Below are 24,577 nucleotides of genomic sequence, written 5' to 3'. Positions count from 1 at the left end.
TTGATGCGCAGAACCCAAAAGAAAATGGCGTGAAAAAAGAAGCTGTTTAGGGCGTGCAGCGTCAGAGAAAGACAAATAGAAAATGGCCATGTTTGATCATCGCTCACCTAGCATGTGATCCAGTAGGCGCGGTCTCCTGTTCGGGAATCCTAAGCATATAAACCCGTATCCGCTTGCCCATTCTTCTGCCTTGACGCTGAACGTGTTCACTGGGCTGCCCCCACTTGTTGATGGCGTTGCTGATAAGTGGTTTTCGGTGCTACTGGTCTGGAGAGTCCGCTTATCACAGCAGTGCAATGTTTTTTATCTGAATGCGAAGTTTCCGCCCACAGGTCTTCCTTACTGAAAAGAGTATTCACAGAAAATAAATAAAGCCCAAGCCTACTCTGAGTCTGCGAAAAGAGGAGGCATGACTGAATTAGACTTTGGTCTTATTTTCGAAAAGGAGAGGAGGGGGCGTTTTCGGCGTGTGCGCACAGGCGTACGACCTATGGCTAATGGTGTGTCAGGAAAGCGCTCAGCAAGCTGTCAGGAAGAGACATTGACGTGCTGAAGACAATAAGAGGACAGGGCCATGATAGCAAGAAAAGCCACGTACCTGTGCGGTGCCTTGGTGTTGGCGCAAGCGGGGGGAGCCGGTGCGGATACCACGCTGGAGGAGCGTATCGTTGTGCTGGAAGAACGCATGGATGGTATCAAGAGTGGAAATACCCAAATCGATTTTGGTGGCTTTATCAAAGCAGATACCATGATGAGTAAATACAGCGATGGCGATCTGGCTAAAGGCTCTACCGGTCGTGATTTTATGGTGCCCTCAACCATTCCCGTTGGTGGCGGTGGCAGTTCGGAAGAGCTGGACTTTATCGCCAAGCAAAGTCGCTTCTGGCTGAAGAGTGAAACGATGACTTCTGCTGGTGCGGTCCAGGGGTATATCGAAATTGATTTTCAGACCACCGGCCAAGGGGATGAGCGCATCAGTAACAGCTATTCGCCCCGTATTCGCCATGCCTATCTGGCTTGGGGGAATTGGCTATTCGGACAAACATGGTCCACCTTTTTCAACGTAAGTGCGCTGCCAGAAACGTTGGATTTTGTCGGTGCTGCGGGCACCGTTTTTGAACGACAACCACAGATACGCTATACCTCGGGGCCGGTGATGCTGGCTTTTGAAAACCCCTCTACGACCTTATACGGAGGTGATAGCAACCCTAGCGAATATGATGACAACAATGTTCCAGATATCGTTGCTCGCTATAACCTGACCGGAGGTTGGGGCAATGTGAGTCTGTCGGCAATGGGAAGGCAGTTGAAATATGAAGATGACGTTGGTGGCACGCCTTATGATGAGGATGAATATGGTTACGGCTTGTCTGTTGCCGGCCGTGTCATGCTGGGTGCTATGGACGATATTCGTTTCCAGGCGCACTACGGTAATGCTCTAGGGCGTTATACCACGCTCAATGCGTTCCGCTCAGGGCAAATCGAAGCGGATGGCAGTATTGAGTTGATTGATCAGTGGAGTGGTGTGTTGGCTTTGCGTCATCATTGGAGTGATCGCTGGCGTTCCAATTTCGCAGTTTCTGTAAGTGAGGCGGATAACCCGGATACGGTGGCAGCAACCACCAGTAAAACCATCCACAGTGCCCATGCCAATCTGATCTGGCAGGTGGCAGAACCTCTGACTCTTGGTGCTGAACTGATCTATGGCAGTCGGGAACTTGAGAATGGTGATGACGGTAACCTTAAACGGGTGCAGTTCACCGCCAAATATGCCTTCTAGAAAGGGTCGTTATACGCGAGCATGCAAAAACGGGACACCGAAGCGTCCCGTTTTGCATGCAAGTACGTTGCGTACAGCGTGTGAGGGGTTTTCTTAATCCACATCCGCCGGGTACACACCGTTTTCATCGTGCACTTCCTTGCCGCTCAGCGGCGGGGTGAAGGCACAGGCGACAACCATATCTTCGTTTTCGCCACCGTAAAGATAATGCTCGTCGTGTTCGTTGAGCAGGTAGATCGTGCCTGGGGTCAGGTCGTAGACTTTGCCGTCGTCCAGGGTTTCGATCTTGCCGCTCCCGGAAATCACGTATACAGATTCCCAGTGGTTGGCGTATTTAATGTGGGTTTTGGTGCCTTTAAAGATGGTGGTGATGTTGAAAGAGTGGCCCATCTTGTCTTCTTTCAGTGACAGGCGAACAGACTGCCAGTTGCCATTTTCGGCTTTAACACAGCGATCAGACTTTTCGGCTTCAGCCAGAGTGCGAACGATCATGGATAACTCCTGAGCTAAAAAATTGAGGAAGGAATAACGCTCCCCTGTTGAGGGGAGCGGGAACCGCTTAGGCCGTGATGCTGGCGACTGAGTGTGCTTCACCGCGTTTGATGCGGTCGGTCATCACTTCGTCCACGCTCTCTTTAACAATCTCAAGTGCGCGAACCAAATCTTCTTCGCTAATCGTCAGTGGGCACAGGGTTTTAATAACCTGGTCATCGGCACCGGATGTCTCAATCACCAACTGGCGTTTGAAGCAGGCTTTGGTGATTTCGCCAGCGACTTCGCCATCGCGAGCCACCAGGCCTTGCATCATGCCGCGGCCATTGAGATAGAACCAATGGCTGTCGTAACTGTTAGCGATTTCGCGGAAATGGTCGGTAATGATGTCCGCTTTCTTCTGCACTTCCTTGGCGAACTTGTCGTCGCGCCAGTAGTGGTTCAGCGCTGCTGCGGCAGTGACGAAGGCCAAGTTGTGGCCACGGAAGGTACCGTTGTGCTCACCTGGTTTCCACAGATCTAGTTCCGGCTTCATCAGTACCATGGCGAAGGGCAGGCCATAGCCGCTCAAGGATTTGGACAGGGTGATGATGTCCGGGCTGATGCCGATATCATCAAAGCTGAAGAAAGAGCCGGTACGACCACAGCCAGCCTGGATATCATCCAGAATCAGCAGCATGTCGTGCTTGCGGCAGACTTTTTCCAGGTTGCGCAACCAGTCGAAGCTGGCCGCGTTGATGCCGCCTTCGCCCTGAACGGTTTCGACGATAACAGCGGCAGGGTGGTCAACACCGCTGGAGGAGTCGCCTAATACTTTGTCCAAGTACTCGGTGGTGTCGAAGGCATCGCCTAGGTAACCGTCATAGGGCATGGGGGTAACGCCGCCCATGGTGACGCCCGCTACGCCGCGGTGGTGGCTGTTACCGGTGGCAGCCAAAGCGCCCAAGCTTACGCCGTGGAAGCCGTTGGTGAAGCTGATGATGTTCTCGCGACCCTTGATGTTACGGGCAATTTTCAATGCCGCTTCCACCGCGTTGGTGCCGGTGGGGCCGGTGAATTGCATCACGTGATCCATGTCACGAGGTTTTAGAATCGTTTCATAGAAGGTATCCATGAATTCCCGCTTGGCGGCAGTGTGCATGTCCAGGCCGTGAACGATGCCGTCGCGCTGAATGTATTCCATCAGCTTTTCTTTCAGAACGGGGTTGTTATGACCGTAGTTCAGGGTGCCTGCGCCGGCCAAGAAGTCGATGTACTCCTTGCCGTTTTCGTCGTACAGATAACTGCCTTTAGCCTGGTCGAATACCACAGGGAAGCTACGGGCATAACTCATTACTTCCGATTCGTGGCTTTCAAAAATGTCTGTATCCATGGTTCCTGTATTCATGATTCCTGGTCCTCGCTTGAATTCGGGTTGCTGGTTCGGGCTGCGTTTACGCGTCGTCGCGATTGAACGGGCCGATACGTAGCAGGTATTCGTCGTTATGCTCGCCGGCAAAGTGGATGCGCGAGTCGAACAGAATGAATTCTTCCGTTGGCATGCTGCGCTGGTAGGCGAAGCTGCGGAACATGCCCCAAGAGGCTTCGTTGTCGGGGGTGATGGTGGTCTCGATAAACTGAACGTCGGCACTTTCTTCACGTGCAATCAGTTCGGCCAGCATACGCTTGGCTAGGCCCTTGCCCCGGGCTTTCTCATGTACCGCCACCTGCCAGACAAATAATACGTTCTGCTGTTTGGGGGGGATGTAGCCGGAAATGAAGCCGACCAAATCGCCATCCATTTCTGCCGCCACTGAGGTATCAGCAAAGTGGGTGCACTGAAGCAAGTTGCAGTAGACGGAGTTTTCGTCCAACGGCTTACACTCGCTAATCAGTTTGTGAACTCGGCTGCCATCCTGGCTTTCGGGCTTGCGAAAGGTTATGTCATCCGATTTCGTGGTTGATGTATCTGTGTTGTTCGCTTCGTTTGCAGGCATGGTTTCACTTTTGGTCCGTTTTGGAGAAAGAGTTTGCGTTCCGGCGGACATTCATATCTACCGCAGGCTGCGCGCGATCAATGGCTCCCAAGTCCAGCACAGGGGAGGCATCAATGTCGCCAGCGTTCATCATTGCGGCTACGCGCTGTAGGGAGCTTAGAATTAAAGATTGCTCCCAATCTTCAAGGCGGTCAAAGCGTTCAATGAATTCGTCCTGAAGCGGTGTGGGGGCCTTTTTGATGATATCTAGGCCGGCGGAAGTTAGGTGGGCATACACGCGACGCTTGTCTTGTTCGCCGCGTTTGCGGCCCAGCAGCTCCCGCTTTTCCAGGCGGTCGAGAATGGTGGTGACGGTGGCTTGACTCAGTGAAACTTCGTTAGCCAAGTCACCCATGGTCATCTCGCCGTGCGCCGAAATTGCTTGCATGATCAGAAGCTGGGGCGACGTGAGCCCGGAAACTTTGCTCAGTTTGCGAGAGTAAAGGTCCGTGGCGCGAATAATTTGTCGTAATGCGATTAGCACGTCTTCGTGTCTGGCCATTGCCGAAAACTCTCTTGATAACAAAGTAATGTGACCGTAATGAGACATGGTTTGTCTGTAATCACCTTTGAGATGTAAAGGTTTACACCTCCATCAAAGCCGGACAATGACGAATAATCCCTTGCGATAAGTGGGAGGCTATCTTAGAGATAAAACATTTAGATGTCAAAATAAATACCGATTGGTGACGGTGCTATGTTCGGTCGTTTTTCTCTTTTACTTGCAGGGAAGGCCTTTACGGGGAGCCTTGCATCAGGGCAGTCTGTCAGCACAGACGCCAGTGTTTTGGTTGCCAAAGCTCTGCCCAAGTTCCCGTATGCGGGAGCTATTCCGTCGTCGTGTTATAGGCTTTGTCATGATGATTGATTCCTTTCTTCTCGCACTTTCCTGGTTGGACCGCACTCTGGGTGTCATCGAGCGTGTCATTATCGCAGGCTGCATTTTGGTCATGGCGCTATTGATGAGCGTCCATGTGGTCGGGCAGGCCTTATTTGATGAAGGCATACCCGGCACCTACGAGGTGGTGAAAATGCTGATTGTGGTGCTGACGTTCGTGGGGTTGGGGTATGCCGCTCGCCACGCCCGCCATATTCGAATGTCCGCCATCTATGAGCAGCTCAATGGTAAGAGCCGCAAAAGTCTGCAGATGATTATCTGTTTGGGCACGGCAGCGCTGATGTTCTATTTCGCGTGGAAGTCGGGCCAATATGTTTTTGATATTCAGGAGCGTGGCCGAGTGAGTGCCTCATTGCAGGTGCCCATGTGGCTAGTCTATCTGTCGTTGCCGGCGGGCTTTGGCATGGCGGGGATCCAGTACATGCTGACGTTCGCCCGTAATGCGGTGTCGCCGGGTATCTGGCGGTCGTTCAACGAAAAAGAAACTTACGAGGCTGTGCCGCTGGCCGCGGGCAGGGTGGATGATCAGGACGGCCAGCGCTAATGCATGGCCAGGCTTTTGCTGTGAGTACTGCTGAATGAGGGGGTTGCCACTGTGTTAATCATTCTGGCTGTGATCATGCTGGTATTGCTGATGATGGGTTATCCCATGATGGTACCGCTGGCGGTGGGGACATTGTTCATGATGTTCACCGGACTGACCTTTTTTGGCCCGGACCAAGCGGTGACCTGGATGGTCAATGGGGTTGGTAGCTGGGTGCTGGCAGCGGTTCCCATGTTTATTTTTGCGGCGGATATTCTCACCAAGGGGCATACCGCCAACCGGTTGCTGGATCTGGTGGATGCCTTCACTCGGCATTTGCGCGGCGGCTTGCCGATTACCACTGCGGCCTCCTGTGCCGTGTTCGGTGCGGTGTCCGGTTCTACCCAGGCCACCGTTGTCGCTATGGGCGGGCCTATGCGCCCGCGGCTGTTGGCCAAGGGTTATTCTGATAGTTTCGCGTTGGCGCTGATTATTAACGCCAGCGATATCGCTCTGCTGATCCCGCCCAGCATCGGCTTTATTGTGTATGGCGTGGTGATGAAAACCTCTATCGGTGACCTGTTCCTGGCCGGTATTCTGCCCGGCTTGTTGGTGCTGTTAATGTTCTCTGTGTATTGCTGGATTGGCGCTAGAGTTAAAGGTATTGAGCCGGAAGAACGGGCTTCCTGGGGGGATCGATTGAAGGCGATGCGCGGGGCTATCCTGCCTCTGGGCTTCCCGATTCTAGTCGTTGGCGGGATTTATGGTGGTTGGTTCAGTGCGGTCGAAGCGTCGGCCATTGCCGTGGCGTATGCCTTGCTGCTGGAAGTGGTGATTTTCCGCAAGGTCAGTGTCAAGGATCTGGGTGGTTTGGCGTTATCATCAGGGATGATTACCGCAGTGGTATTCATTCTGGTGGCCATTGGCGCTGCGTTTTCGCATACCTTGGGCACCGCCGGCATTCCCGAGAAGCTATTGGGGCCGGCCATTGAATCCATTGGCCAGAACCAAGTGGCGGCATTGGCATTGATCGCCGTGGCGTTCTTCATTGGTTGCATGTTCGTGGATCCGATCGTGGTGATCTTGATTCTGGTGCCGATCTTCAAGCCGCTGATCGAGTCCGCCAATCTTGATCCTATTCACGTGGGGGTTATTGTTACCCTGCAGGCGGCCATTGGTTCGGCTACGCCGCCGTTTGGTTGCGATATCTTTACCGCCATCGCGGTATTTCGTCGCCCTTATCTGGAGGTGATTCGGGGCACGCCACCGTTTATCTTCATGCTGCTGATCGCCACCTTTATCCTTATTCTGTTCCCGCAGTTGTCATTGTGGTTGCCGGCCTTGGGAGGCTAATCAATGCGGTCGCTTGGCGTGTTGTGATGCGACTGCGGCCGCAGAGTGGCACCAAAAAGCCCGGCTATTGGGCCGGGCATTTTGGTCAGCAGCTGCGCAAGGAAAAGTTACTCTCCTTTAGCCGCCTTATCAAAGGCGGACAGCAGGGCCCCCAATGATTGCTCACCGCGGGCGCCCACTTCATCAATATATACCTGGCGCACCGGCTTGGCTTTCTCGCGGAAAGCGTTGCGTTGGGCTTCGGTGAGCTCAATGATATTGATGTCGCTTTTGCTCTTGATGGTTTCCAGTCGCTCTTCATTGTACCGGCTCTGGATATCATGACCTTCGCGCACCAAGGTCTTGGTGATGCCGTTGATCATTTTCTGTTGTTCTGCAGACAGGCCATCGTACCAATCGGCATTACCGATCAGGGTGGCCACGAACTGGGACTGCTGCGCGAAGATCATGTAGTCCTGCACTTCGTAGAAGGCCATCTCCTCGTGGGCAAACACTGGTTGAATATTACCTTCTGCCTGCCCTTGTTGCAGAGCGCTATACAGCTCGCCGTAAGCAATGGATGTGGGCGAGGCGCCATAGGCTTTATAGGTGGCACGCAGTAGGCTGTTGTCCATCACTCGGATGCCGAGGTTCTCGATGTCATCCGGTGTTTTCACCGCTTTGTTGCTGGTCCATACCTGATAACCCTCTGGTAGTTCGGCCAGTGGCACCAAGCTGCGTTTGCGGAACGACTCCTGCCACGCCTTGCTCTTCAGAAAGGTGTCGCTGTTCAGGCCTTGAGCGGTTACCCACTGATCGCTGGGCATAATATAGTTCAGGTTGAGCAGTTGGCTTTCCGGTACCGTGCCACCCAGGGCGCCGGAGCCGAAGCCGAGTTGAATGGCTCCACCCTGAATTGCGTCGTACAGAGCGGAATAGCTGGAGCCCCATTTGCCGTAGGGGAGCAGTTGAACGTCAATCTCACCTTCACTTTTTTCTTCCACTAGGGCTTTGAAGCGTTCGGCGTAACTATGCTGAACACTGCCTTCAATTTCTTCTAGGCCAAAACGCCAAGTGTCGGCGTTGACGGTGGTGGTTGTGGCGGCAAGAAAGCCAAAAGTAGCGGCGCATATAAATCGATTAAGTCGCATGCCTTTACCTTGATATTGCTTGTGGGTGCCAGTCACTACATTGCATCGGGGCGGGGCTGTCAAGGGAGCAGCCGGCAAGGCTGGCACCTCAGCAGGCATGATGCGACCATAGGCAATGTTTACAGCGTGTTCAGCCTGAGCGGGTTCCCTTGGCGAATAAGCACAGGCAAAAAGTGATGGAGAGGGGCAAGGCATTGATCAGACAAATTTTGCGTACCGGTGTATTAAGCGTGCTGTTGGCGCTGGCCGCCAGTGTATGGGCGGAGCAAGATGCCAATGTGCCCGTACAAGAACCGAGACCAGAGGCGCAGAGCGAGATCGAGAAGGGCCCCGTGATTTCTCAGTTCCGGGAAAACTGGATTCTCAGTGAATTACGCATCTTGCGCCAGGACATGATGGAATATCGCAACCAGATGAATCTGCTTGTGACTGACCGTGAGTTGGGCGTGGCAGATAAGGCCATGGGCTATGCCACCAATACGGTTACTTATTTCTTTTACCTCATTGCCGGCGCTGCCTCGATCCTTGCTCTGGTGGGTTGGTCCACTATTCGTGATCTGAAAGATAACGTGCGGGTGTACGCGGAAAAAGAAATGGCTCGGCTGACCAGCGAATATGAATCCCGGCTGGCAGATCTGGAGCGCGAGCTGCGCAAAAAATCCCTGTCTATTGCCGAGAACCAGGAAGAAATCGAGCGCACCAATGATATTCATAGCCTGTGGCTCAAGGCCACCAAAGAGCCTAGTGCCCAGGCCAAGATTGAACTCTATGATCGCATCTTGGAGTTGCGCCCGGACGACCCGGAGGCGCTAGCCTGGAAAGCAGATGCTGCCCTAGAGTTGGGTGAGCAGCGCTGGGCGTTGAGTTTGTGTGATCGGGTATTAGAAGTGGATGAAGAGAATCCACATGCTCTCTACCAACGGGCTTGTGCTTGGTCTGGGCTGGGGGAAATAGAGAATGCCTTGACCGACTTGGCTGCGGCCATTCAAACCTCGGAAACCCTGCGCCGGCATGCTCGTAGCGAAGAAATGTTCGAGCCTTTGCGCGAGCTACCGCGCTTCCAAGAACTAGTCAGAAGTGACGAAGATGCGGGCTTATCTGTCTGATAGTCCCTTTCTGTCATGTTGATAGCGAAACCTGCGCCTGGAAATGGTCAATTTGCTGATCAGTTTCTGCTAGACTTGCCCCCCTTGTATGAGCGGGCGATGACGAACAGATTACCGTTTCGTTCACCTGGGCAGCCTTACCTTGGCTGTTTTCAGTGCCCCTATGGAGAATCCCATGACTCGTGACAACGGTGCCGGTAGCACCAAACAGATGCCGGATGTGGCGTCTAACTCCATGGTGGATCATATTCACACCACCCTAGATTGGGTGGGTATGAGTGAGATCCACTTGCCTGCTCGCGTCAGCGATACCTTGGCTGGCGAACGTCCGGTGAGCACTTCTATTCAGGCCTATGTGAATTTGGCCAATGCGGATGCCAAAGGCATTCACATGTCGCGTCTGTTCCTGATGCTGGAAGAGACCTTTGGTGACCATTCGGTCAGTGCGGGCTCCATTGAGCAACTACTGCGTAATTTTTTGCAGACCCATGAGGGCCTCAGCACACGCGGTTTTGTACAGCTCGACTTTGAGTATTCCATGCGCCGCGCAGCCTTGAAGAGCAGCTATTCCGGTTGGAAAAGTTACCCGGTCAGTATTAAAGGCACCCTGTGTGAAGATGGCATGCGCATTGAGTTATCGGTGGAAGTGCCGTATTCCTCTACCTGCCCTTGTTCGGCAGCCCTGTCTCGACAGTTGATTCAGGAGCAATTTCGGAAAGATTTTGAAGAAAGTAAAGTGGACACCGATGCGGTATTAGAATGGCTTGGCACGGAAGAGGGTATTCTTGCTACTCCTCACAGCCAGCGTTCAATTGCGCAAGTGCGTGTTTTGCTTGATCACAATGTTGGTGATGCCTTTCCTATCACCGCATTGATTGATTCTATTGAAGGTGCTCTGAAGACGCCGGTGCAGACTGCGGTGAAGCGGGTGGACGAGCAGGAGTTCGCGCTGTTGAACGGCCAGAACCTGATGTTCTGTGAAGATGCGGCCCGCCGCTTGAAGACCGCGCTGAACCCGCAGTCGTGTTACAAGGATTTCTGGTTGCGTGTGAATCACCTGGAAAGCCTTCACGCCCATAATGCGGTCGCCATTGTGACCAAGGAAGTGGAGGGTGGTTACCTACCCATTCCTTGATTGAGAAAGGCGGTTGGCAATACGCGGTGCATGCAGCACACAAAAAAAGCCCCCCTTCCCCTGTTGGAAGGGGGGCTTTTTTTGTGTTTACCTGACTTATTCTGCGGCCGAGCTTACTCGAAGGGGGGGGCTTCTTGTAGAATAAGGCCTTTCAGAAAATGCGAACCTTTTGAGATATCGCTATTTTCTGGGAAGGTACCCTTCCGGGTAACTCAGAGAATAATTCGCTGATTTAAGTGTTCAGATGAGAGGTGTTCTCCTCCTCTCCCCAGTGCATTGTATTGTCAACCGGATTTCGCTCATCCACTGATACCGTCGTTATCGTTTATTTCGACTCAGACCTTAAGCTCTCATTCGCTTTTAAAAAAGATCAAAAGGTCACGCTATCTTGGGGGCAGCATGGTGATCTTTGCAGGTATATTGGTGATGGGCCAATGCAGGTAGTCACTTCGTATTATGCGGTGGGAACGCCGAGGCTTTATTTTACAAGGTCGAACGCAACGTGCTCTTGATGTGCGGATGTTTGAGCGTGGCGAGTCGTCAAAGCACGGGAACGGGCCAAGATTGGTAACGGAATTCAACAGAGTGCAATCTAAGAAAAAATTCACAACCGTAGATATGGCGACAGCTTTAGCATTTTATTACTGCGCCTCTAATCCAAAGCCGCGCATGCTACGAGTGTTATGAATATGAATGAATGCCTCCCTCCCACTTTTGTATTGACACCCAAAAATAGCCTTCCGTTTTACAGGGCAGGTATTTTGGTAATGCTATAATCTGATCCTGAGGTATTTTGGCAAGGCATTCTCTTAAATGAGATGAGGTTTCGTCATTAAGGCGAGGAATCACGGTGGGGTGAATCAATAATGGGGAAGATCAACTTTGTGGCCGGACAGGTGTTACTGAGTGCTGTTTTTATCTTTTTTTCGGCACATGCTTATGGCAGTAGTTTCTCATGTCCGTATGGAAAAAAGCTGCTTGCTTAAATTATGGGGATAGTGCATGTCCTTCTGATGCGAAATGTGTAAGCCGTGATGCTGTTTGTTTTGATTCCCGTACCTGTGGTTATGATGGTTTCGTATGTAAATCAGAATACGAAGATCTAGGCGATGAGTATGATGATTTGTTGGATGATTGCAAAGAGCTTGCTCATGAGCATGACGATATTATTGATAAATATAATAAATTGCTTAATAGGTATAAAAATAGGGAGTCTGAATATGAAGAGGTTGAGCTCTGCGTTCGCTATGCGACCACTCTAGAAGAAGTAAAAAGCTGTTTTAATGCAGGTTAACTGGGCGTGTCAGGATGTTTATTATCCTCTGAACATTTTATAAAGAGGACATTCAAATTGTGTGTCACGGTTGACCGCCTTTCCGGCTGATGTGGGCGTGGAGTCTGTTTGGGAAATGGATAGCTCTCTGTCATGGGGTCGATTTTTAGTAACAGCGCTAAAACCTATAAAGTTTTGTCAATGGCTACACCGTGCTCTAGATTACTATGAAAATGCTTCGCAGCAAGACGGTCTGTTACAAAAGGGCTTAGGTAGAAGATTGAAAGATTATTGATGCGAAATGTCTGGGCGCCTTTTCGAGGCGGCCCTCCCGACGTAGATTTGTCGTCAGTGTAATTTTTACAGCCCGACTAGACTGTCGCTAATAAATTGATATGGGGCAGCCCCCGCGGTGTGAGACGGGTGTATGCTGGATCGTAAATTCAACTGAGTTCGGTTTAGCGTATGGGTGTCACCGCGATCAGCTTTCTGTGCGTGCTGGCGTTATTTCTGATTATCGGCATTTCCTCGATCCGGAAAAAACATGAGGACGTTAACGATTATCTGACAGCGGGGTATAACACCCCGGCGTGGATCATCGGGCTGTCTTCCGTGGCCACCAATAACTCCGGGTACATGTTTATCGGCCTGGTTGGCTATACCTGGGTAGCCGGTGTGTCGGCCTTCTGGGTGGCGCTAGGCTGGTTAGTGGGGGACTGGTTTGTTTGGCGAGGGTTCCATCGTCGCCTGCGAGAGTATTCGGAAACCCATCCGGTCAATACCATCCCCGCTCTCACCTCCCAGAACCCTGAGTTGGCTTCCAGCCCCCTGCGTATTTTGTCTGCACTGCTGACCCTAATATTCCTGTCGGTTTATGCGGCTGCGCAGCTCAAGGCGGGAAGCAAGGCGTTGCATGTTATGTTTGACTGGCCAATTTGGCTGGGTGCGGTATTGGGTGCGGTCGTGGTGGTGCTGTATTCCTTTGCCGGTGGTTTACGGGCGTCTATTTGGACTGATGTAGCCCAGTCGTTTGTGATGTTGTTTGGCATGGTACTGTTGTGCATTGTTGCCATGATCAACGTGGGTTTTCCGTGGACGCTGGTCGATGAGCTGCGCAACATTAACCCGGCCCTGCTGGATTGGACCCCGGATAACTTGGCCTTTGGCACCGGTGCTTTTGTACTGGGCTGGGTGGCGGCGGGCATTGGCGCTATTGGTCAGCCGCATATTTTAGTGCGTACCATTGCGTTACGCAGCCCGGACGACGTCCCGGCGGCCCGCAAGGTGTACTTTGCCTGGTACCTGCCCTTTGCGCTTCTGACCGTGACCATCAGTCTCTACGCCCGCGTACTACTCACAGGAGAGCTGTCTGATCCAGAGCTGACACTGCCCACCATGGCTCAGGCTTATCTGCCTGATGTGCTGGCCGGCATGGTGCTGGCGGCCATTTTTGCCGCCACCTTGTCCACGGCGGATTCCATGTTACTGTCCTGCTCAGCGGCGATCAGCCAGGATTTGATTCCCCGGTTCGGGCAATCCTATGTCCGAACCAAAATAGCGACCTTGGGCATTACCTTAGTGGTGCTGGTGGTGGCGCTGGCCGCGCCGGCTAATGTGTTTACGCTGGTAGTGTTCGCGTGGTCGTCTCTGGGGGGCACCTTGGGGCCGGTGATTGTGCTGCGGGTGATGAATGCCCGCCTGACTCGGACCACGGCGTTGGTGATGATGCTTGCGGGTTTCACTACACTGATTACCTGGCAGGCGCTTGGTTATTCTGAATCCCTGTATGAATTGTTGCCGGCCCTGGTGGTGTCTTTTGGGGTTTATGCCGTGATGCGGCCTTTCTATCGGAAGGAGGAGTGAATGCCACTGTCCAATCCCGAGCAAGACAAGCGCAAAGCGCTGTATGCGGTAGACCCCTTGGTGCCGCTTGATCAGCTGGATCCCGCCACCGACCTGATCGACCCTGACACCTTGTCCCTGTTGGTGCTGATGGTGTGTGAGGTCCCAGAGGAAAGTCTCGCCCTGTTTCGAAAACGCTTGGTCCCTCCGAGCCAGTTACGCCAGCAGGTGGCTGCGCGAGAAGTGGAGTTGCAGCGTCATATGCTGGATATCACACGAAAGCTGGAATCCATGGGCTATGAAGTGGACTCGCGGGTGGCGCGGGGTAGTAAGACCGGTCAGGTGATTACCGAGGTCGCCGATCGTGAGGCGGTGAATCTGGTCATTCTTCAGCGACGACGACAAAAAAACTGGCAGCGGCTATTGGTTGGTAGTGTTGCAGATTACGTTGCCCGACACATTCGCCAGCCTCTGTTGATCATGCCTTATTCATAATGGGGCAATGATTGTGAGGATGAGCAGATGAGCGAATGGGGCTAAGGCTCCTCTCTCCTAACGTGTAGCGCATGGCAAACTGTTTTTTTTTTGAGCCTTACAAAAAAACGCCCACTAAATAATGGTGGGCGTTTTTGTGCAGCGTGAGTGCTGTGGTGGAATCAGAATCGGCCGTTCAGGCCCAGCCCCACATGAGTGATTTCGTCACCGCTGCGATCCACGAGCCGCATATACTCTAGGTTGATGAACAGGGTCTTGGTGATGGTGAAATCTACACCGAGGCCCAGTGACAGGTCTTTGTAGTTTTCTCCGTCAGAACCACCCAAATCACTCTTTTCGGTGGTTTCCATGTAGGTGACACCGATCAGTCCGTAGGGGCGCACAGGCATGGTGTTGGGGAATTGGCCACGGAAATAGGCGCCGTAGTAACGGTCGATTTCCACGTCAACATTGTTGCTCAGTTCATCTTCATCAATGCCCAAGCCCAGACGCACTTCACCACCAAGGGTCTCATCCTTGTTGATCCAGCTGCCGAATTTGAATTGCAGCGCTTCGGGCTTGGCGCTAGACGTGGTGTTATCAGGTTCAATTTTGCTGCTAATGATATCAATACCAGCAAAACCGCCGGCGTTGGCGACAAGGGGCATTGTCAAAGCCGCGGCAAACAGTACTTTTTTCATGGGTTCTCCCACAGGGTATTAAGTCTCGACGCAATAATAGACTGATTGTAGTGAAAAGTGAGGTCGACGGCGACCAGCGCTGTCTTGGGAGGAAACGGCGGGCTGCTTGCAAAAGGTGAAGAAAATCCCCTGCAAGTAGCCTGCGGTTAGCCGTTTCGACGATTAATGGTCATGACCATCGTCTTCGTCCTCATGGTCTTCTTCGTCATGGTCGGTATCAAGGCCAGCCCAAGCAAGAGCCGCAGGCGGGAAGGTCAAAGGTAGTGATTCTTCAACGCTGCCTTCCTCCAGGTGCACCACGAGGATAGATTGGTTGCCGCTATCGGAAAGATAAACATGTGCGGGCTCACCGGCCACAACCATATGAGTATTGCCCGGCGCGATGGCATCTTCTACGTGCGCATGTTCACTCCAATCGGTTGTGTCAAAGATGCGCAGGTCACCGGCATCATCCAGCAGCACTAGGTGCTCAGCGTGGGGATCAAGGCTATGGTTTTCTAGCGATACGGTGGCGCCTTCGGTCCAATCCAGTTCTTCAGCATCGCCATCTTCCGGATGTATGACGAAGACTCGATCACCGGCATAGCCTATGAAATGGCTCAGTTCGTGATGGCTGTCGAAGCCGCTAATGCGCTCTCCAGCCGCAAGGCCTAGGGTAGCGTTATCCACATGCTCTGCGGTGAATTCCTCACCGTTCTGGTGGACGATCAGGATGCCGTCGTCGCAGCCAAACACAGAATAATCTTCGTTTGAGCCTGCGCCATGTAGCTCTGGGCAGGTTAGTGAGATGGTGTCTTCCTTGTGATAGTGATCGTTGTGCTGATGGTAGACGTCAACGGTTTCCGGGAGGCCGTCGTCGGCGGTGCGGAAGGTGGTGAGCAACACATCGCCACGGGGTTCTGCAACGCCATGGTGAGCGCTGGTTAGCGTTTGGCTGGCTTCGCTGGAGGCCGTTTCCAAAGATTCATCGGTGAGGAGCTCCATCTGGGCCATGACAGCGTTGTCTGCATCGCCATCATAGAACAGAGCGGCCTGTTCACCATGAACCCGAAAGTGGGTTGGTGCCGGGCCAGTCAGCGTTCCTGCGAAGGAGGGAATCACTTCATCCACGTGGTCGTCATGCAAATAGAGGCCGCCATCGATGACCTGTACCTGGTCGTTATCACGCTGTATCGCCAGAACAAAACGCTTGCCCGGGCTGGTGTAGAGTGCGCTGGCATCATAATCCAGGGTCAAGGTGCCGGGCAGCAAGGCATTGGCCTCAAGGTCATACATGTAGAGCTGAGAGCCGTCATCACCAGCGGCAATCACTAAGCGGCCGGGGTGATCACTCTCTGCATGCTCGTGTTCATCTTCACTGCTACCCAGTGAGCTGGAGCCCGTTTCATTACAGCCGACCATGGTAAGAGCGGCAAGCAGGGACAGCGGCAGTGCAGCGTTCTGTTTCAGGTTTTTCATCATGCGTTGCATGGGGTTCTCCATATTCATATTGTTGCGTCCGGCGGAGTAAAGGCGCCGGTACGGATGCCGTTTAACGTTGCGGCTCAAAATTCAATGCGGGTGCCTACGGTGATATTGCGGCCCGGCTCCGGCACGGTGCTGGCTAGGAAAGACGAGTGGTTGAACACTTCTTCACCCAGCAGGTTGTTACCGCGCACATAGAAGGTATAGCGCTGGTTGCCTCGTAGTCGGTAGCTGAGAGTGGCGTTGACCATGTCGTAGGCGGCGGTGCGCTCTTCGAACCCGGAAAGTTGGTCCTGAACGAAGCTGCGATACACTTCCAGTTCACCGTCGAAGTTGCCCAGGTAGCTATTGAGGCGTGTGCCCAGTCGCTTGGCCGGAATGCGAGGCAGGTAGCCGCCGTCATCGAAAGTAGCGCGGACCATATCCCCAAATACGGTGATGCCAACCGGGTCGATACCGTAGTAACTCACGGATGCTTCGGCACCCGTGAAGGTGGCGTCACGTTGGCTGTATTTGATCAGGCGGAAGTCTTCCTGCTGATCCAGAGTGCGGGCATAGATGTAGTTGTTGATACGGTTTTCGAACACGCCCAGATCAAACAACCAATCCCCACGGGTTTTACGTAGGTTCAGGTTGGCGTTGAGGCTGACTTCATCGTCCAAGTCACGTTGTCCTCCACCGCAATCGCTGAGCAGGCCGCATTCATAGGTGTTGGTGGCCAGATGGACCCCCTGTGCATACAACTCTTGGGCGCTGGGTGCTCGGCCAGAGTGGCCTACGGACAGTACTAGCTCGTAACCGGGAACAAAGGCCCAGTTGGCTGCGCCGGAGAAAGACGCATTGTCCGCTGTGACTTTGGCAAGAGCCTGGCCATTGCGTTGGTCCGGTGTTTGCGTCAGGTGCTCCTGGCGCGCCCCCAATTCGAAGGACCATTGTTCATTGAGGACATATTCCTCTACCGCGAATATGGCGATAGATTCAGTTTCGGTTTTCGGCACGAAGGCTTCATGCCCCAGGGAGCTGAAATCGAAGTTGGTGTACTGAAGTCCTACCACGCCGCGCCAGTTACCGAACGGTTTGTGCTCCACTTCCAGCCGGGCGTCTCCACCCTTGTTGGTGAAAGTACTGCCGATGGCCCCTTCTTCGATTTCGTGGTGGCGGTAATCGGTGTGGTTACCTCGAAAACGAATGGCGGCAATGCCAGAGAATGGGTCGCGGTATTCACCTCGAGCATCCACTCGACGGCTGGCCAGATCCACGTAGGGGACAATTTCGCCCTCATGGTCGTGATCATGGCCTCCAGAAGGACAGCTCAAGCTGGTGCCGTTGGCCTCGCACTCTTCAAATTCGTGGCTATGACCGGGCAGCCCGTAGTTATCTCGGCGATAGCTGTAAGCCATGCCGAAGAAACCTTGATCGCCAATCCAGGAGGCTCCAATGCTGGCATTGTCGCTTTCCGCATAGGTGCCTGGGACGGTGAGCTCTTCGAAGCCGTTTACTTCGTAGTCCTCCGCATCGCGACGGCTACCTTCCACCCGAAATACCAAATGGTCGGTAGCGGAAACGGTGATGCCTGCAGCGGTGGCGTTCTCATCGGCCACGCTGTTGGCTCGGATTGCCACGAAACCTTCCACCTCTTCTAGAGGCCGTTGAGTGGGAATGCGGTTGTCTAGCACATTTACAATGCCACCGCTGGCGCCGCTGCCATAAAGCAGGGTAGATGGGCCGCGTAGAACCTCGATCTGGCGAGCCAGCATGGGGTCTACAGTGATGGCATGGTCTGGTGAAATGCTGGAAGCATCCAGCACCTGGGAGCCGTCACTGAGAATACCTATGCGTGGGCCCCCTTGGCCACGGATCACCGGTCGACTGGCGCCACCACCGAAGGTGTCGCTGTGGACTCCGGGCTGGTTTTTCAGGGTTTCACCGAGGGTGTCCTTGTTCTTCTGAGTGAGGGTTTGTTGATCCATCACCGAATAGGGTGTGCTGGAGCTGCTGCTTCCGAGCGGCAGGGCGGACACGTCCACTTGTTTTAGCTCGTGAGCTTTTTCTAGGCCTGCACTGTTGTTTTCAGCTTCAGCCAATACTGCCGTGGGTGCCAATAGGGCCACGGCGACGCACCCGGAGAGGGTCTGGCGTCGAAAAGTCATAACTACCTCTGTCTCTAGCATTCATGCAGGGCATGAGTAAAAGGGCGCAGCTGGATTAAAGGGGCTGGCCGGACTCATGCCGGAAACACGTTCTTTCCTGAAGGCAGCCAAGCACAGCAAATGCCACTCGAGTAGAGAAGCAAGGTGGTGTGCCATCGTGATCAGGTGTTAATAACGGGAATCAGACAGAGAAAGGAGGGCCGCGAGGCGGGTAGGGGTTGCGCTCGTAGCGGTTTGCCACGGTGGTGGCGGGGGCAAGCGGAACGGGCGCTGTGTGTGTGGAATCTAGCACGTTGTAGGCGCTGGGCAGAGCCAGCATGCCGTGGCCATGGGTACAGACCTGGCAATCGGCGGAGGCTAACAGGTCTGTGGTGGGGCTGTGCTGTCCTGCGTCAATGTGGGCGGGGGCGTGCCATGCCAGTATTAATTGGACAAGAAACAGCCCGACAACCAGCGGTAAAACCAGCGGCAAAGAGTGCCCGCGACGGTATGGGCTCAGCATGGCCGCGATCACTGTGAGTGATCCTCGCTGTGATGGTTGCATAGCGGGGTGCACTGATGCTGTTCCTGGTCAGGCTCGGCGCCAGGCACATAGTCAAAGCCGCCTGGGTGCCAAGGGTGACACTTGCACAGCCGTTTCGCTGCCAGTGCGCTGCCGCGCAGGCTGCCATGGGTCTCTACCGCCTGCCGTGCGTATTCCGAGCAGGTCGGGTAGAAGCGGCATTGGTTGCCTATCCAAGGGCTCAACACCTTCTGGTACAGCCAGATGGCGCCAAGCAGAAGCGATTTCACGGGAACAGCGCTGCCTGTCATTAGTTGTAAAAGAGCATGATAAAGGCATCGGGTACGCAGATACCAGCGCTGTTCCATGACGCTAACAGGGAGGGTGATAAGAAAGTGCTGCGCTATAATGATGATATAGGCAAAGCACGTAACCTCAGTACCAAGGTAGGGAAGCCCATGAGAAAAGTGATCGGCCGGGCTATCGAGGTTTTCTTGGCTGACCCGCACACATTGTTGCGCTTTTTCGATAGGTGGGCACACTTTTAACATGGCGTCTAGATTCCGAGCGCGTCTGGGGGCTGAGTACGCAAGGAGCGTTCAGTAGTAGATTAAAGGTAAAAGGAAGCCTGTGCTTATTTTCCTAGCCTTTCATGTGCGGGAATGGTTGGTGCGGGCTATTAAACAATGGCGGGATCCCCGCAGAAACATGTCTGACATGGGCAGTAGTGAGTGCTGCTGCAATGCCAAGCTGGAGGCAGTGAAGCGTTACCCGTAGTTGAAAGGGGACATCTTGGCGCAGAGTCACCGGCCTTGGGTCGCCATCGGCTGTACTGGTAATTGGGGCCAATCTCTTGCCGGCGCTTGTTTGCCTGCGCGCTTGCAGGATACTGAAGTCAGTGTGGATGGATAATCTATTTGTGTTGAAGAGAAAAGTAAGGAGAAGGCCTTTGCAAGCGATGTTTGTGACGTTGTTGTTCACCTTCCTAATGCTGCTGAATCCAGCTTGGGCGGCAAGCTGGAAAATAAGCCAGGAAGGCGAGGTTCGAGGTGATGTTACGACTTATGTGCGGGATGTTTCCAACAGTCCGGTCAAAGCCTTCAAAGGTATTGTTGAGGTTGAGGCATCCGTTACCTCGGTGCTGGCAGTCATTACCGCAGTGGATACTTTACCTGAGTGGATTTTCCAGAGTCAGAGCGCCAAGCGGCTATCAATGGAAGGGCGCGAAGAAATTTACATGCGCTTTAACGGCATCTGGCCGGTATCGGACCGTGATGTGGTGCTGGCCAACACGCTTATCCAGCACGAAGAAACCGGCTCAATTACCGTGCACAGTGTCAATGCCGAAGGTGTGCTAGGTAAACAGAAAGGTTATGTGCGTATCCCTGCATTAGATAACAAGTTCATTATTACGCCCATGGATAATGGTTGGGTGCGGGTCCAGTTCGAAACCTTCATGGATTTGGGCGGCAGCGTACCGGTATGGTTGACTAATTTGGTGTCCACCAAGGCGCCATTGGAAACTCTGGAAGGTTTGAAGGCGCAGTTGGAAAAGCCACGCTTTGCCAATGCCACCCGAAAAGATTTGCCAGCCCTGCCGGGTATGGACGAGCTGATGCTGGAAGACTGATCTTCGCCAAGAATGGCCGTCTCGGGGGCGGCCTTTGGCCTATGCCAGCTATATAGCTTTATTGCCTGTGAGTTTCTGGTTGATAGATGCGATAGCCCGTTATTGAGTTTTGACCGAAAGAGGCTGCGCCCAAGCTATGCTCTAGGCGCGGCCTCTTTCGTTTCAGATAATAAAAATCTGTTTTTCTCGTTGGCTAAGAGCAAGCCGCTTGGCGCTATTTTTCATCGACTCCAGCGGGTGCCTTCGCGGGTATCTTCCAGTTGAATACCTGCTTTGGTGAGTTGCTGGCGGATTTCATCGGCGCGAGCGAAGTTTTTGTCTTTCTTGGCTTGGGTGCGTTCTTCCACCAGGGCGTCGATGGCATCGTTGCTGAGGCCATCTTCGCTCACGTTCTTGTTCTGGAACCAGGCGGTGGGCTCTACGGTGAGCAGGCCGAGCAGGTCGGCGGCGGCCAGTAGTTCGGCTTTCAGCTTGGGCTTGTCGTCAAGCTCGGCCTTGTTCAGTTCACCGGCAATAGCGTGCAAGGCGCTGACCGCTTCGGAGGTGTTCAGATCGTCCTTAAGAGCGTCGAGTACCGGATGGTTGTCCGGCAGTTGATAGCCCGCTTCTGGTGCAACGGTTTCACCGCGACCGAGCAAGGCGTAATAGAGCGTATCCAAGCCTTTTTCTGCATTATCCAGTACATCGGCAGAGAAATTCAGCGGCGAGCGGTAGTGGCTCGATAGTAACGCGAAGCGCAGCGTTTCGCCGTGGTACTGGGTGAGCAAGTCGCGGACCAAACGGAAGTTGCCCAAGGACTTGGACATCTTTTCGCCGTCGATGTTGATGTAGCCGTTGTGCAGCCAGTAACGCACGTAGTCGGTTCCGTGGGCGCAGCAGCCTTGGGCAATTTCGTTTTCGTGGTGCGGGAAGATTAGATCCTGGCCACCACCGTGGATATCAATTACATCACCCAGGTGCTTGTGGATCATGGCGGAACACTCGATGTGCCAGCCAGGGCGGCCACGTCCCCAAGGGGAGTCCCAGCCGGGCTGTTCATCGGTGGACGGTTTCCAAAGAATGAAATCGCCGGGGTGGCGTTTGTAGTCCGCCACTTCCACCCGAGCGCCAGCAAGCATGTCTTCCAGTTTGCGACCGGAGAGCTTGCCGTAGTCGGGCATGGATTCCACCGCGAACAGCACTTGGCCATCGGCTTCGTAGGCGTGCCCTTTTTCTACCAAGATAGCGATCATCTGGATCATCTCGGGGATGTGATCGGTAGCCTTGGGAATGATGCTTGGGGTTTTGGCATTCAATGATGCCATGTCGTCGGCAAAAGCTTGGGTAAAGCGTTCGGTGAGGGTGCTGATCGCTTCGCCGTTATCCGCTGCCGCCTTGATGATCTTGTCATCAATGTCGGTGATGTTACGGGCGTAGACCACGTTCGGGTAGAGCCGTTGCAGTAACCGGTACAGAACATCAAAGACCACCACCGGGCGAGCGTTGCCAATGTGGACGAAGTTGTAAACCGTGGGGCCGCACACGTAAAGGGTGATGCGGTTAGGGTCCAGCGGAATGAAGTCGTCCTTTTTGCCGGTGAGGGTGTTCTGCAATCGTAAGGTCATTTGCCGTACAGCTCTTTGGGGTCTTTGATGGGGGCTTTGTCGATGGTCACGTTGTTGGCGTCGGCTTTCCAGTAGAAGCAGTCGCGGCGGCCGGTGTGGCAAGCGGAGCCGGTCTGGTCCACTTTCACTAGCAAGGCGTCGCCGTCGCAATCAATGCGCAGTTCTTTCAGCGTTTGTACTTGGCCGGAGGATTCGCCTTTACGCCATAACTTCCCTCGCGAGCGGGAAAAATAGCAAACGCGTCCCGTGGCCAGAGTCTCTTCAATGGCCTCGCGATTCATCCATGCCATCATCAATACTTCGCCACTATCGTGCTGCTGAGCAATGGCTGCCACTAGCCCGGCGTCGTTGAACGCCAAGTTGTCGAGGGCTTCTTTGAGGGAAATCTGAAAGCCTTCGGGCTGTTGTTCGTTGTGTTTGAACATGACGCCTCCAGGGCGTTTCTATTCAGGATGTAGGCGCCCCTCTTGAGGGGCGAACCTGCTTGCGAAAGCTTTCCCGAGCACAGTTCGCACCTTGAGGGGTACTCTTACCAGTGGCGCCGGGTCAGATCGGTAAGCGTGTTGCTTCGGCCAAGGCCGCCACGGCTTCGTCCAGATCTACGGTTTCGGTGGCTTGGGAGCCAAGGGTACGAATAGCGACTTGGTTGTGTTGTGCTTCCTGCTCGCCAATTACCCAGATACGCGGGGTTTTGGCGCGGGAGTGCTCACGGACCTTGAAGCCAATCTTCTCGTTACGAATATCCAGCTCTGCCGGTATCCCGGCGGCAACCAGTTTCTGCTGCACGGTGGTGGCATACTCGTCGGCGGAGTTGGTAATGGTGCAAACCGCCACCGGCCGCGGCGCTAGCCACAGGGGTAGGTGACCGGCGGTGGACTCGATCAGGATGCCGAGGAAGCGTTCCAAAGAGCCCAGAACAGCACGGTGCAACATGACTGGGCGCTGGCGGGAGCCGTCCTCGGCCACGTATTCGGCATCCAGGCGATCGGGCAGCACAAAGTCCACCTGCAGGGTGCCGCACTGCCAGTCACGGCCAATGGCGTCACGGAGCACGAACTCCAGTTTTGGGCCGTAGAAGGCCCCTTCACCCGGGTTAAGCTCGCATTCCAGGCCCAGGGATTCCACCGCCGAGCGCAGTGCGCCTTCGGCTTTGTCCCAGGTTTCGTCGGAGCCGGCGCGGTTATCCGGGCGGTCCGAGAATTTGATACGGAACGAGTCGAATCCAAAATCTGCGTAGACTTCGCGCAGCATCTTGATGAAGCCGGCGGTTTCTTCGTTAACCTGCTCTTCGGTACAGAAGATGTGAGCATCGTCCTGGCTGAACGAGCGGGCTCGCATCAGGCCATGTAGGGCGCCGTGGGCTTCGTTACGGAACAGGGTGGTGAACTCTCCCAAGCGAATGGGCAAGTCTCGGTAGCTGGTGATCCCCTGTTTGAAGATCTGTACGTGGCCGGGGCAGTTCATCGGCTTCACGGCCATTTCTTTGTGGTCGTGGGTGCAGACGGTGAACATGTCTTCGCCGTATTTGTCCCAATGGCCGGATTGTTCCCAGAGAATACGATCCATCATTTGCGGAGTGGAGACTTCTTCATAGCCTCCTTTTTCCATTTTTCCGCGGATGTAATTTTCCAGGTTTTTGCGCATGCGCCAGCCCTTAGGGTGCCAGAACATGCTGCCTACCGCTTCTTGTTGGATATGGAATAGACCCATTTCCTTGGCCAGTTTACGGTGATCGCGTTTTTCCGCTTCTTCAAGCTGTTTGAGGTAAGCGTTCAACTCTTTCTTGTCGCGCCAGGCGGTGCCGTAGATGCGCTGTAGTTGCGCCTTGTCAGCATCGCCACGCCAGTAAGCGCCAGCGACCTTAGTCAGTTTGAAGCCATCGCCCAGTTTGCTGGTGCTGGGCAGGTGCGGGCCACGACACAGGTCGATGAAATCGCCCTGGCGATAGAGGCTCACTTCTTGATCGGCGGGCAGGTCACGGATGATTTCGGCCTTAAATTCTTCACCTTTTTCCAGGAAAAAAGCGACAGCCTCATCTCGATCCCATATTTCACGCCTTATTTCCTCATTGCGGCGCACAATCTCTAGCATGCGCTTTTCAATGGTTTTCAGGTCATCCGGTGTGAACGGTATGTCCCGATGGAAGTCATAATAGAAGCCGTTGGCAATGGTTGGGCCAATAGTCACCTGGGTGTCTGGAAACAGCTCCTGCACGGCTTGGGCCATAACATGGGCGGCATCGTGACGAATAAGCTCTAGGGCTTCGTCGGTATCTCGGGTGATGATTTCCACCGTGGCGCCGTCGTCGATGGGCAGATAGACATCAATCAGGTTGCCGTTGGCTTTAGCGGCCAAAGCTTGCTTGGCGAGTTTTTTACTGATGCGACCGGCAATTTCCAAGGCGGAGACCGGCTGCTCAAACTCCATATTTGCCCCATCGGGCAGTTGATAGCTCACACTCATGAGTGACAAGGGATCCAGGTGGTTGGCTCAGAACCGGAAGAT

At 53.9% G+C, this 24,577-nt stretch carries 22 protein-coding genes; 9 read left to right on the top strand and 13 right to left on the bottom strand.

From position 1 onward, the window contains the following. The first annotated feature begins 574 nt into the window (after positions 1 to 574). Entirely contained in the window at positions 575 to 1,780 is a 1,206-nt protein-coding gene (locus AS19_RS11000; protein ID WP_011589431.1) for a DcaP family trimeric outer membrane transporter, read from the top strand. 93 nt (positions 1,781 to 1,873) lie between these two features. Here AS19_RS11000 and AS19_RS10995 read toward each other — a convergent pair whose 3' ends face one another. The 4 genes from AS19_RS10995 to AS19_RS10980 form a co-directional block, all read right to left on the bottom strand. Next, complete coding sequence (locus tag AS19_RS10995; protein WP_011589430.1) at positions 1,874 to 2,272, bottom strand: ectoine synthase; 399 nt, start codon at positions 2,270 to 2,272, stop codon at positions 1,874 to 1,876. Between the two features lie 67 nt (positions 2,273 to 2,339). Next, positions 2,340 to 3,644 carry a diaminobutyrate--2-oxoglutarate transaminase gene (gene ectB / locus AS19_RS10990; protein ID WP_035458840.1) on the bottom strand — a complete coding sequence of 435 codons (1,305 nt, stop codon included), beginning with the start codon at positions 3,642 to 3,644 and terminating at the stop codon, positions 2,340 to 2,342. A gap of 61 nt (positions 3,645 to 3,705) precedes the next feature. Further along, on the bottom strand, positions 3,706 to 4,248 hold the full coding sequence (gene ectA / locus AS19_RS10985; protein WP_011589428.1) for a diaminobutyrate acetyltransferase: 543 nt from the start codon (positions 4,246 to 4,248) through the stop codon (positions 3,706 to 3,708). Between the two features lie 4 nt (positions 4,249 to 4,252). Further along, positions 4,253 to 4,789, bottom strand: a complete 537-nt coding sequence (locus AS19_RS10980; RefSeq protein ID WP_035458838.1) for a MarR family winged helix-turn-helix transcriptional regulator — start codon at positions 4,787 to 4,789, stop codon at positions 4,253 to 4,255. 355 nt (positions 4,790 to 5,144) lie between these two features. On the opposite strand from AS19_RS10980, the gene AS19_RS10975 reads away from it, so the two are divergent. Next, on the top strand, positions 5,145 to 5,729 hold the full coding sequence (locus tag AS19_RS10975) for a TRAP transporter small permease (RefSeq protein WP_035458837.1): 585 nt from the start codon (positions 5,145 to 5,147) through the stop codon (positions 5,727 to 5,729). Between the two features lie 51 nt (positions 5,730 to 5,780). Further along, a complete protein-coding gene (locus AS19_RS10970; RefSeq protein WP_011589425.1) occupies positions 5,781 to 7,061 on the top strand; it encodes a TRAP transporter large permease in 1,281 nt (426 codons plus the stop codon). Between the two features lie 107 nt (positions 7,062 to 7,168). Here AS19_RS10970 and dctP read toward each other — a convergent pair whose 3' ends face one another. Then, positions 7,169 to 8,191, bottom strand: coding sequence for a TRAP transporter substrate-binding protein DctP (gene dctP / locus AS19_RS10965; protein WP_011589424.1), 1,023 nt, complete (start codon positions 8,189 to 8,191; stop codon positions 7,169 to 7,171). A gap of 194 nt (positions 8,192 to 8,385) precedes the next feature. On the opposite strand from dctP, the gene AS19_RS10960 reads away from it, so the two are divergent. The 5 genes from AS19_RS10960 to AS19_RS10940 all read left to right on the top strand — a co-directional run bounded on the left by AS19_RS10960 (position 8,386) and on the right by AS19_RS10940 (position 14,042). After that, positions 8,386 to 9,297: a tetratricopeptide repeat protein gene (locus AS19_RS10960; RefSeq protein ID WP_231483362.1), complete on the top strand. Its 912-nt coding sequence runs from the start codon at positions 8,386 to 8,388 to the stop codon at positions 9,295 to 9,297. 175 nt (positions 9,298 to 9,472) lie between these two features. Then, on the top strand, positions 9,473 to 10,432 hold the full coding sequence (gene folE2, locus AS19_RS10955; protein ID WP_231483361.1) for a GTP cyclohydrolase FolE2: 960 nt from the start codon (positions 9,473 to 9,475) through the stop codon (positions 10,430 to 10,432). Positions 10,433 to 11,387: 955 nt separating this feature from the next. Beyond that, positions 11,388 to 11,726, top strand: a complete 339-nt coding sequence (locus AS19_RS10950; RefSeq protein ID WP_046962079.1) for a hypothetical protein — start codon at positions 11,388 to 11,390, stop codon at positions 11,724 to 11,726. Between the two features lie 444 nt (positions 11,727 to 12,170). Continuing rightward, positions 12,171 to 13,568: a sodium/proline symporter gene (locus tag AS19_RS10945; protein WP_046962078.1), complete on the top strand. Its 1,398-nt coding sequence runs from the start codon at positions 12,171 to 12,173 to the stop codon at positions 13,566 to 13,568. Next, positions 13,569 to 14,042: a universal stress protein gene (locus tag AS19_RS10940; protein WP_011589419.1), complete on the top strand. Its 474-nt coding sequence runs from the start codon at positions 13,569 to 13,571 to the stop codon at positions 14,040 to 14,042. Between the two features lie 161 nt (positions 14,043 to 14,203). Here AS19_RS10940 and AS19_RS10935 read toward each other — a convergent pair whose 3' ends face one another. The 5 genes from AS19_RS10935 to yidD form a co-directional block, all read right to left on the bottom strand. Further along, entirely contained in the window at positions 14,204 to 14,722 is a 519-nt protein-coding gene (locus AS19_RS10935; protein WP_011589418.1) for an outer membrane protein, read from the bottom strand. Between the two features lie 162 nt (positions 14,723 to 14,884). Next, positions 14,885 to 16,192 (bottom strand): hypothetical protein, encoded by a 1,308-nt coding sequence (locus AS19_RS10930; protein WP_046962077.1) that lies wholly within the window; start codon positions 16,190 to 16,192, stop codon positions 14,885 to 14,887. Positions 16,193 to 16,266: 74 nt separating this feature from the next. Then, positions 16,267 to 18,336, bottom strand: a complete 2,070-nt coding sequence (locus tag AS19_RS10925; protein ID WP_011589416.1) for a TonB-dependent receptor domain-containing protein — start codon at positions 18,334 to 18,336, stop codon at positions 16,267 to 16,269. Positions 18,337 to 18,517: 181 nt separating this feature from the next. Beyond that, positions 18,518 to 18,838 (bottom strand): hypothetical protein, encoded by a 321-nt coding sequence (locus tag AS19_RS10920; protein ID WP_158319819.1) that lies wholly within the window; start codon positions 18,836 to 18,838, stop codon positions 18,518 to 18,520. 8 nt (positions 18,839 to 18,846) lie between these two features. Continuing rightward, positions 18,847 to 19,128, bottom strand: coding sequence for a membrane protein insertion efficiency factor YidD (gene yidD, locus AS19_RS10915; RefSeq protein ID WP_197017537.1), 282 nt, complete (start codon positions 19,126 to 19,128; stop codon positions 18,847 to 18,849). Between the two features lie 668 nt (positions 19,129 to 19,796). Between yidD and AS19_RS10910 the strand changes: the two genes are divergently transcribed. Then, on the top strand, positions 19,797 to 20,468 hold the full coding sequence (locus AS19_RS10910; RefSeq protein WP_046962075.1) for an START domain-containing protein: 672 nt from the start codon (positions 19,797 to 19,799) through the stop codon (positions 20,466 to 20,468). Positions 20,469 to 20,689: 221 nt separating this feature from the next. Here AS19_RS10910 and cysS read toward each other — a convergent pair whose 3' ends face one another. The 3 genes from cysS to thrS all read right to left on the bottom strand — a co-directional run bounded on the left by cysS (position 20,690) and on the right by thrS (position 24,535). Further along, a complete protein-coding gene (gene cysS, locus AS19_RS10905) occupies positions 20,690 to 22,072 on the bottom strand; it encodes a cysteine--tRNA ligase (protein ID WP_011589413.1) in 1,383 nt (460 codons plus the stop codon). Continuing rightward, positions 22,069 to 22,497: a phosphoribosyl-AMP cyclohydrolase gene (gene hisI, locus AS19_RS10900; RefSeq protein ID WP_011589412.1), complete on the bottom strand. Its 429-nt coding sequence runs from the start codon at positions 22,495 to 22,497 to the stop codon at positions 22,069 to 22,071. The genes cysS and hisI overlap by 4 nt, the downstream gene beginning before the upstream one ends. 121 nt (positions 22,498 to 22,618) lie before the next feature. Beyond that, positions 22,619 to 24,535, bottom strand: a complete 1,917-nt coding sequence (gene thrS, locus AS19_RS10895; protein ID WP_011589411.1) for a threonine--tRNA ligase — start codon at positions 24,533 to 24,535, stop codon at positions 22,619 to 22,621. Between the last annotated feature and the right edge of the window lie 42 nt (positions 24,536 to 24,577).

It is taken from the genome of Alcanivorax sp. NBRC 101098, from assembly GCF_001010505.1.
Lineage (GTDB): Bacteria > Pseudomonadota > Gammaproteobacteria > Pseudomonadales > Alcanivoracaceae > Alcanivorax > Alcanivorax borkumensis.
The sequence above is the reverse complement of the archived record's forward strand: the minus strand, read 5'-3'. Positions and strand labels throughout refer to the sequence as shown.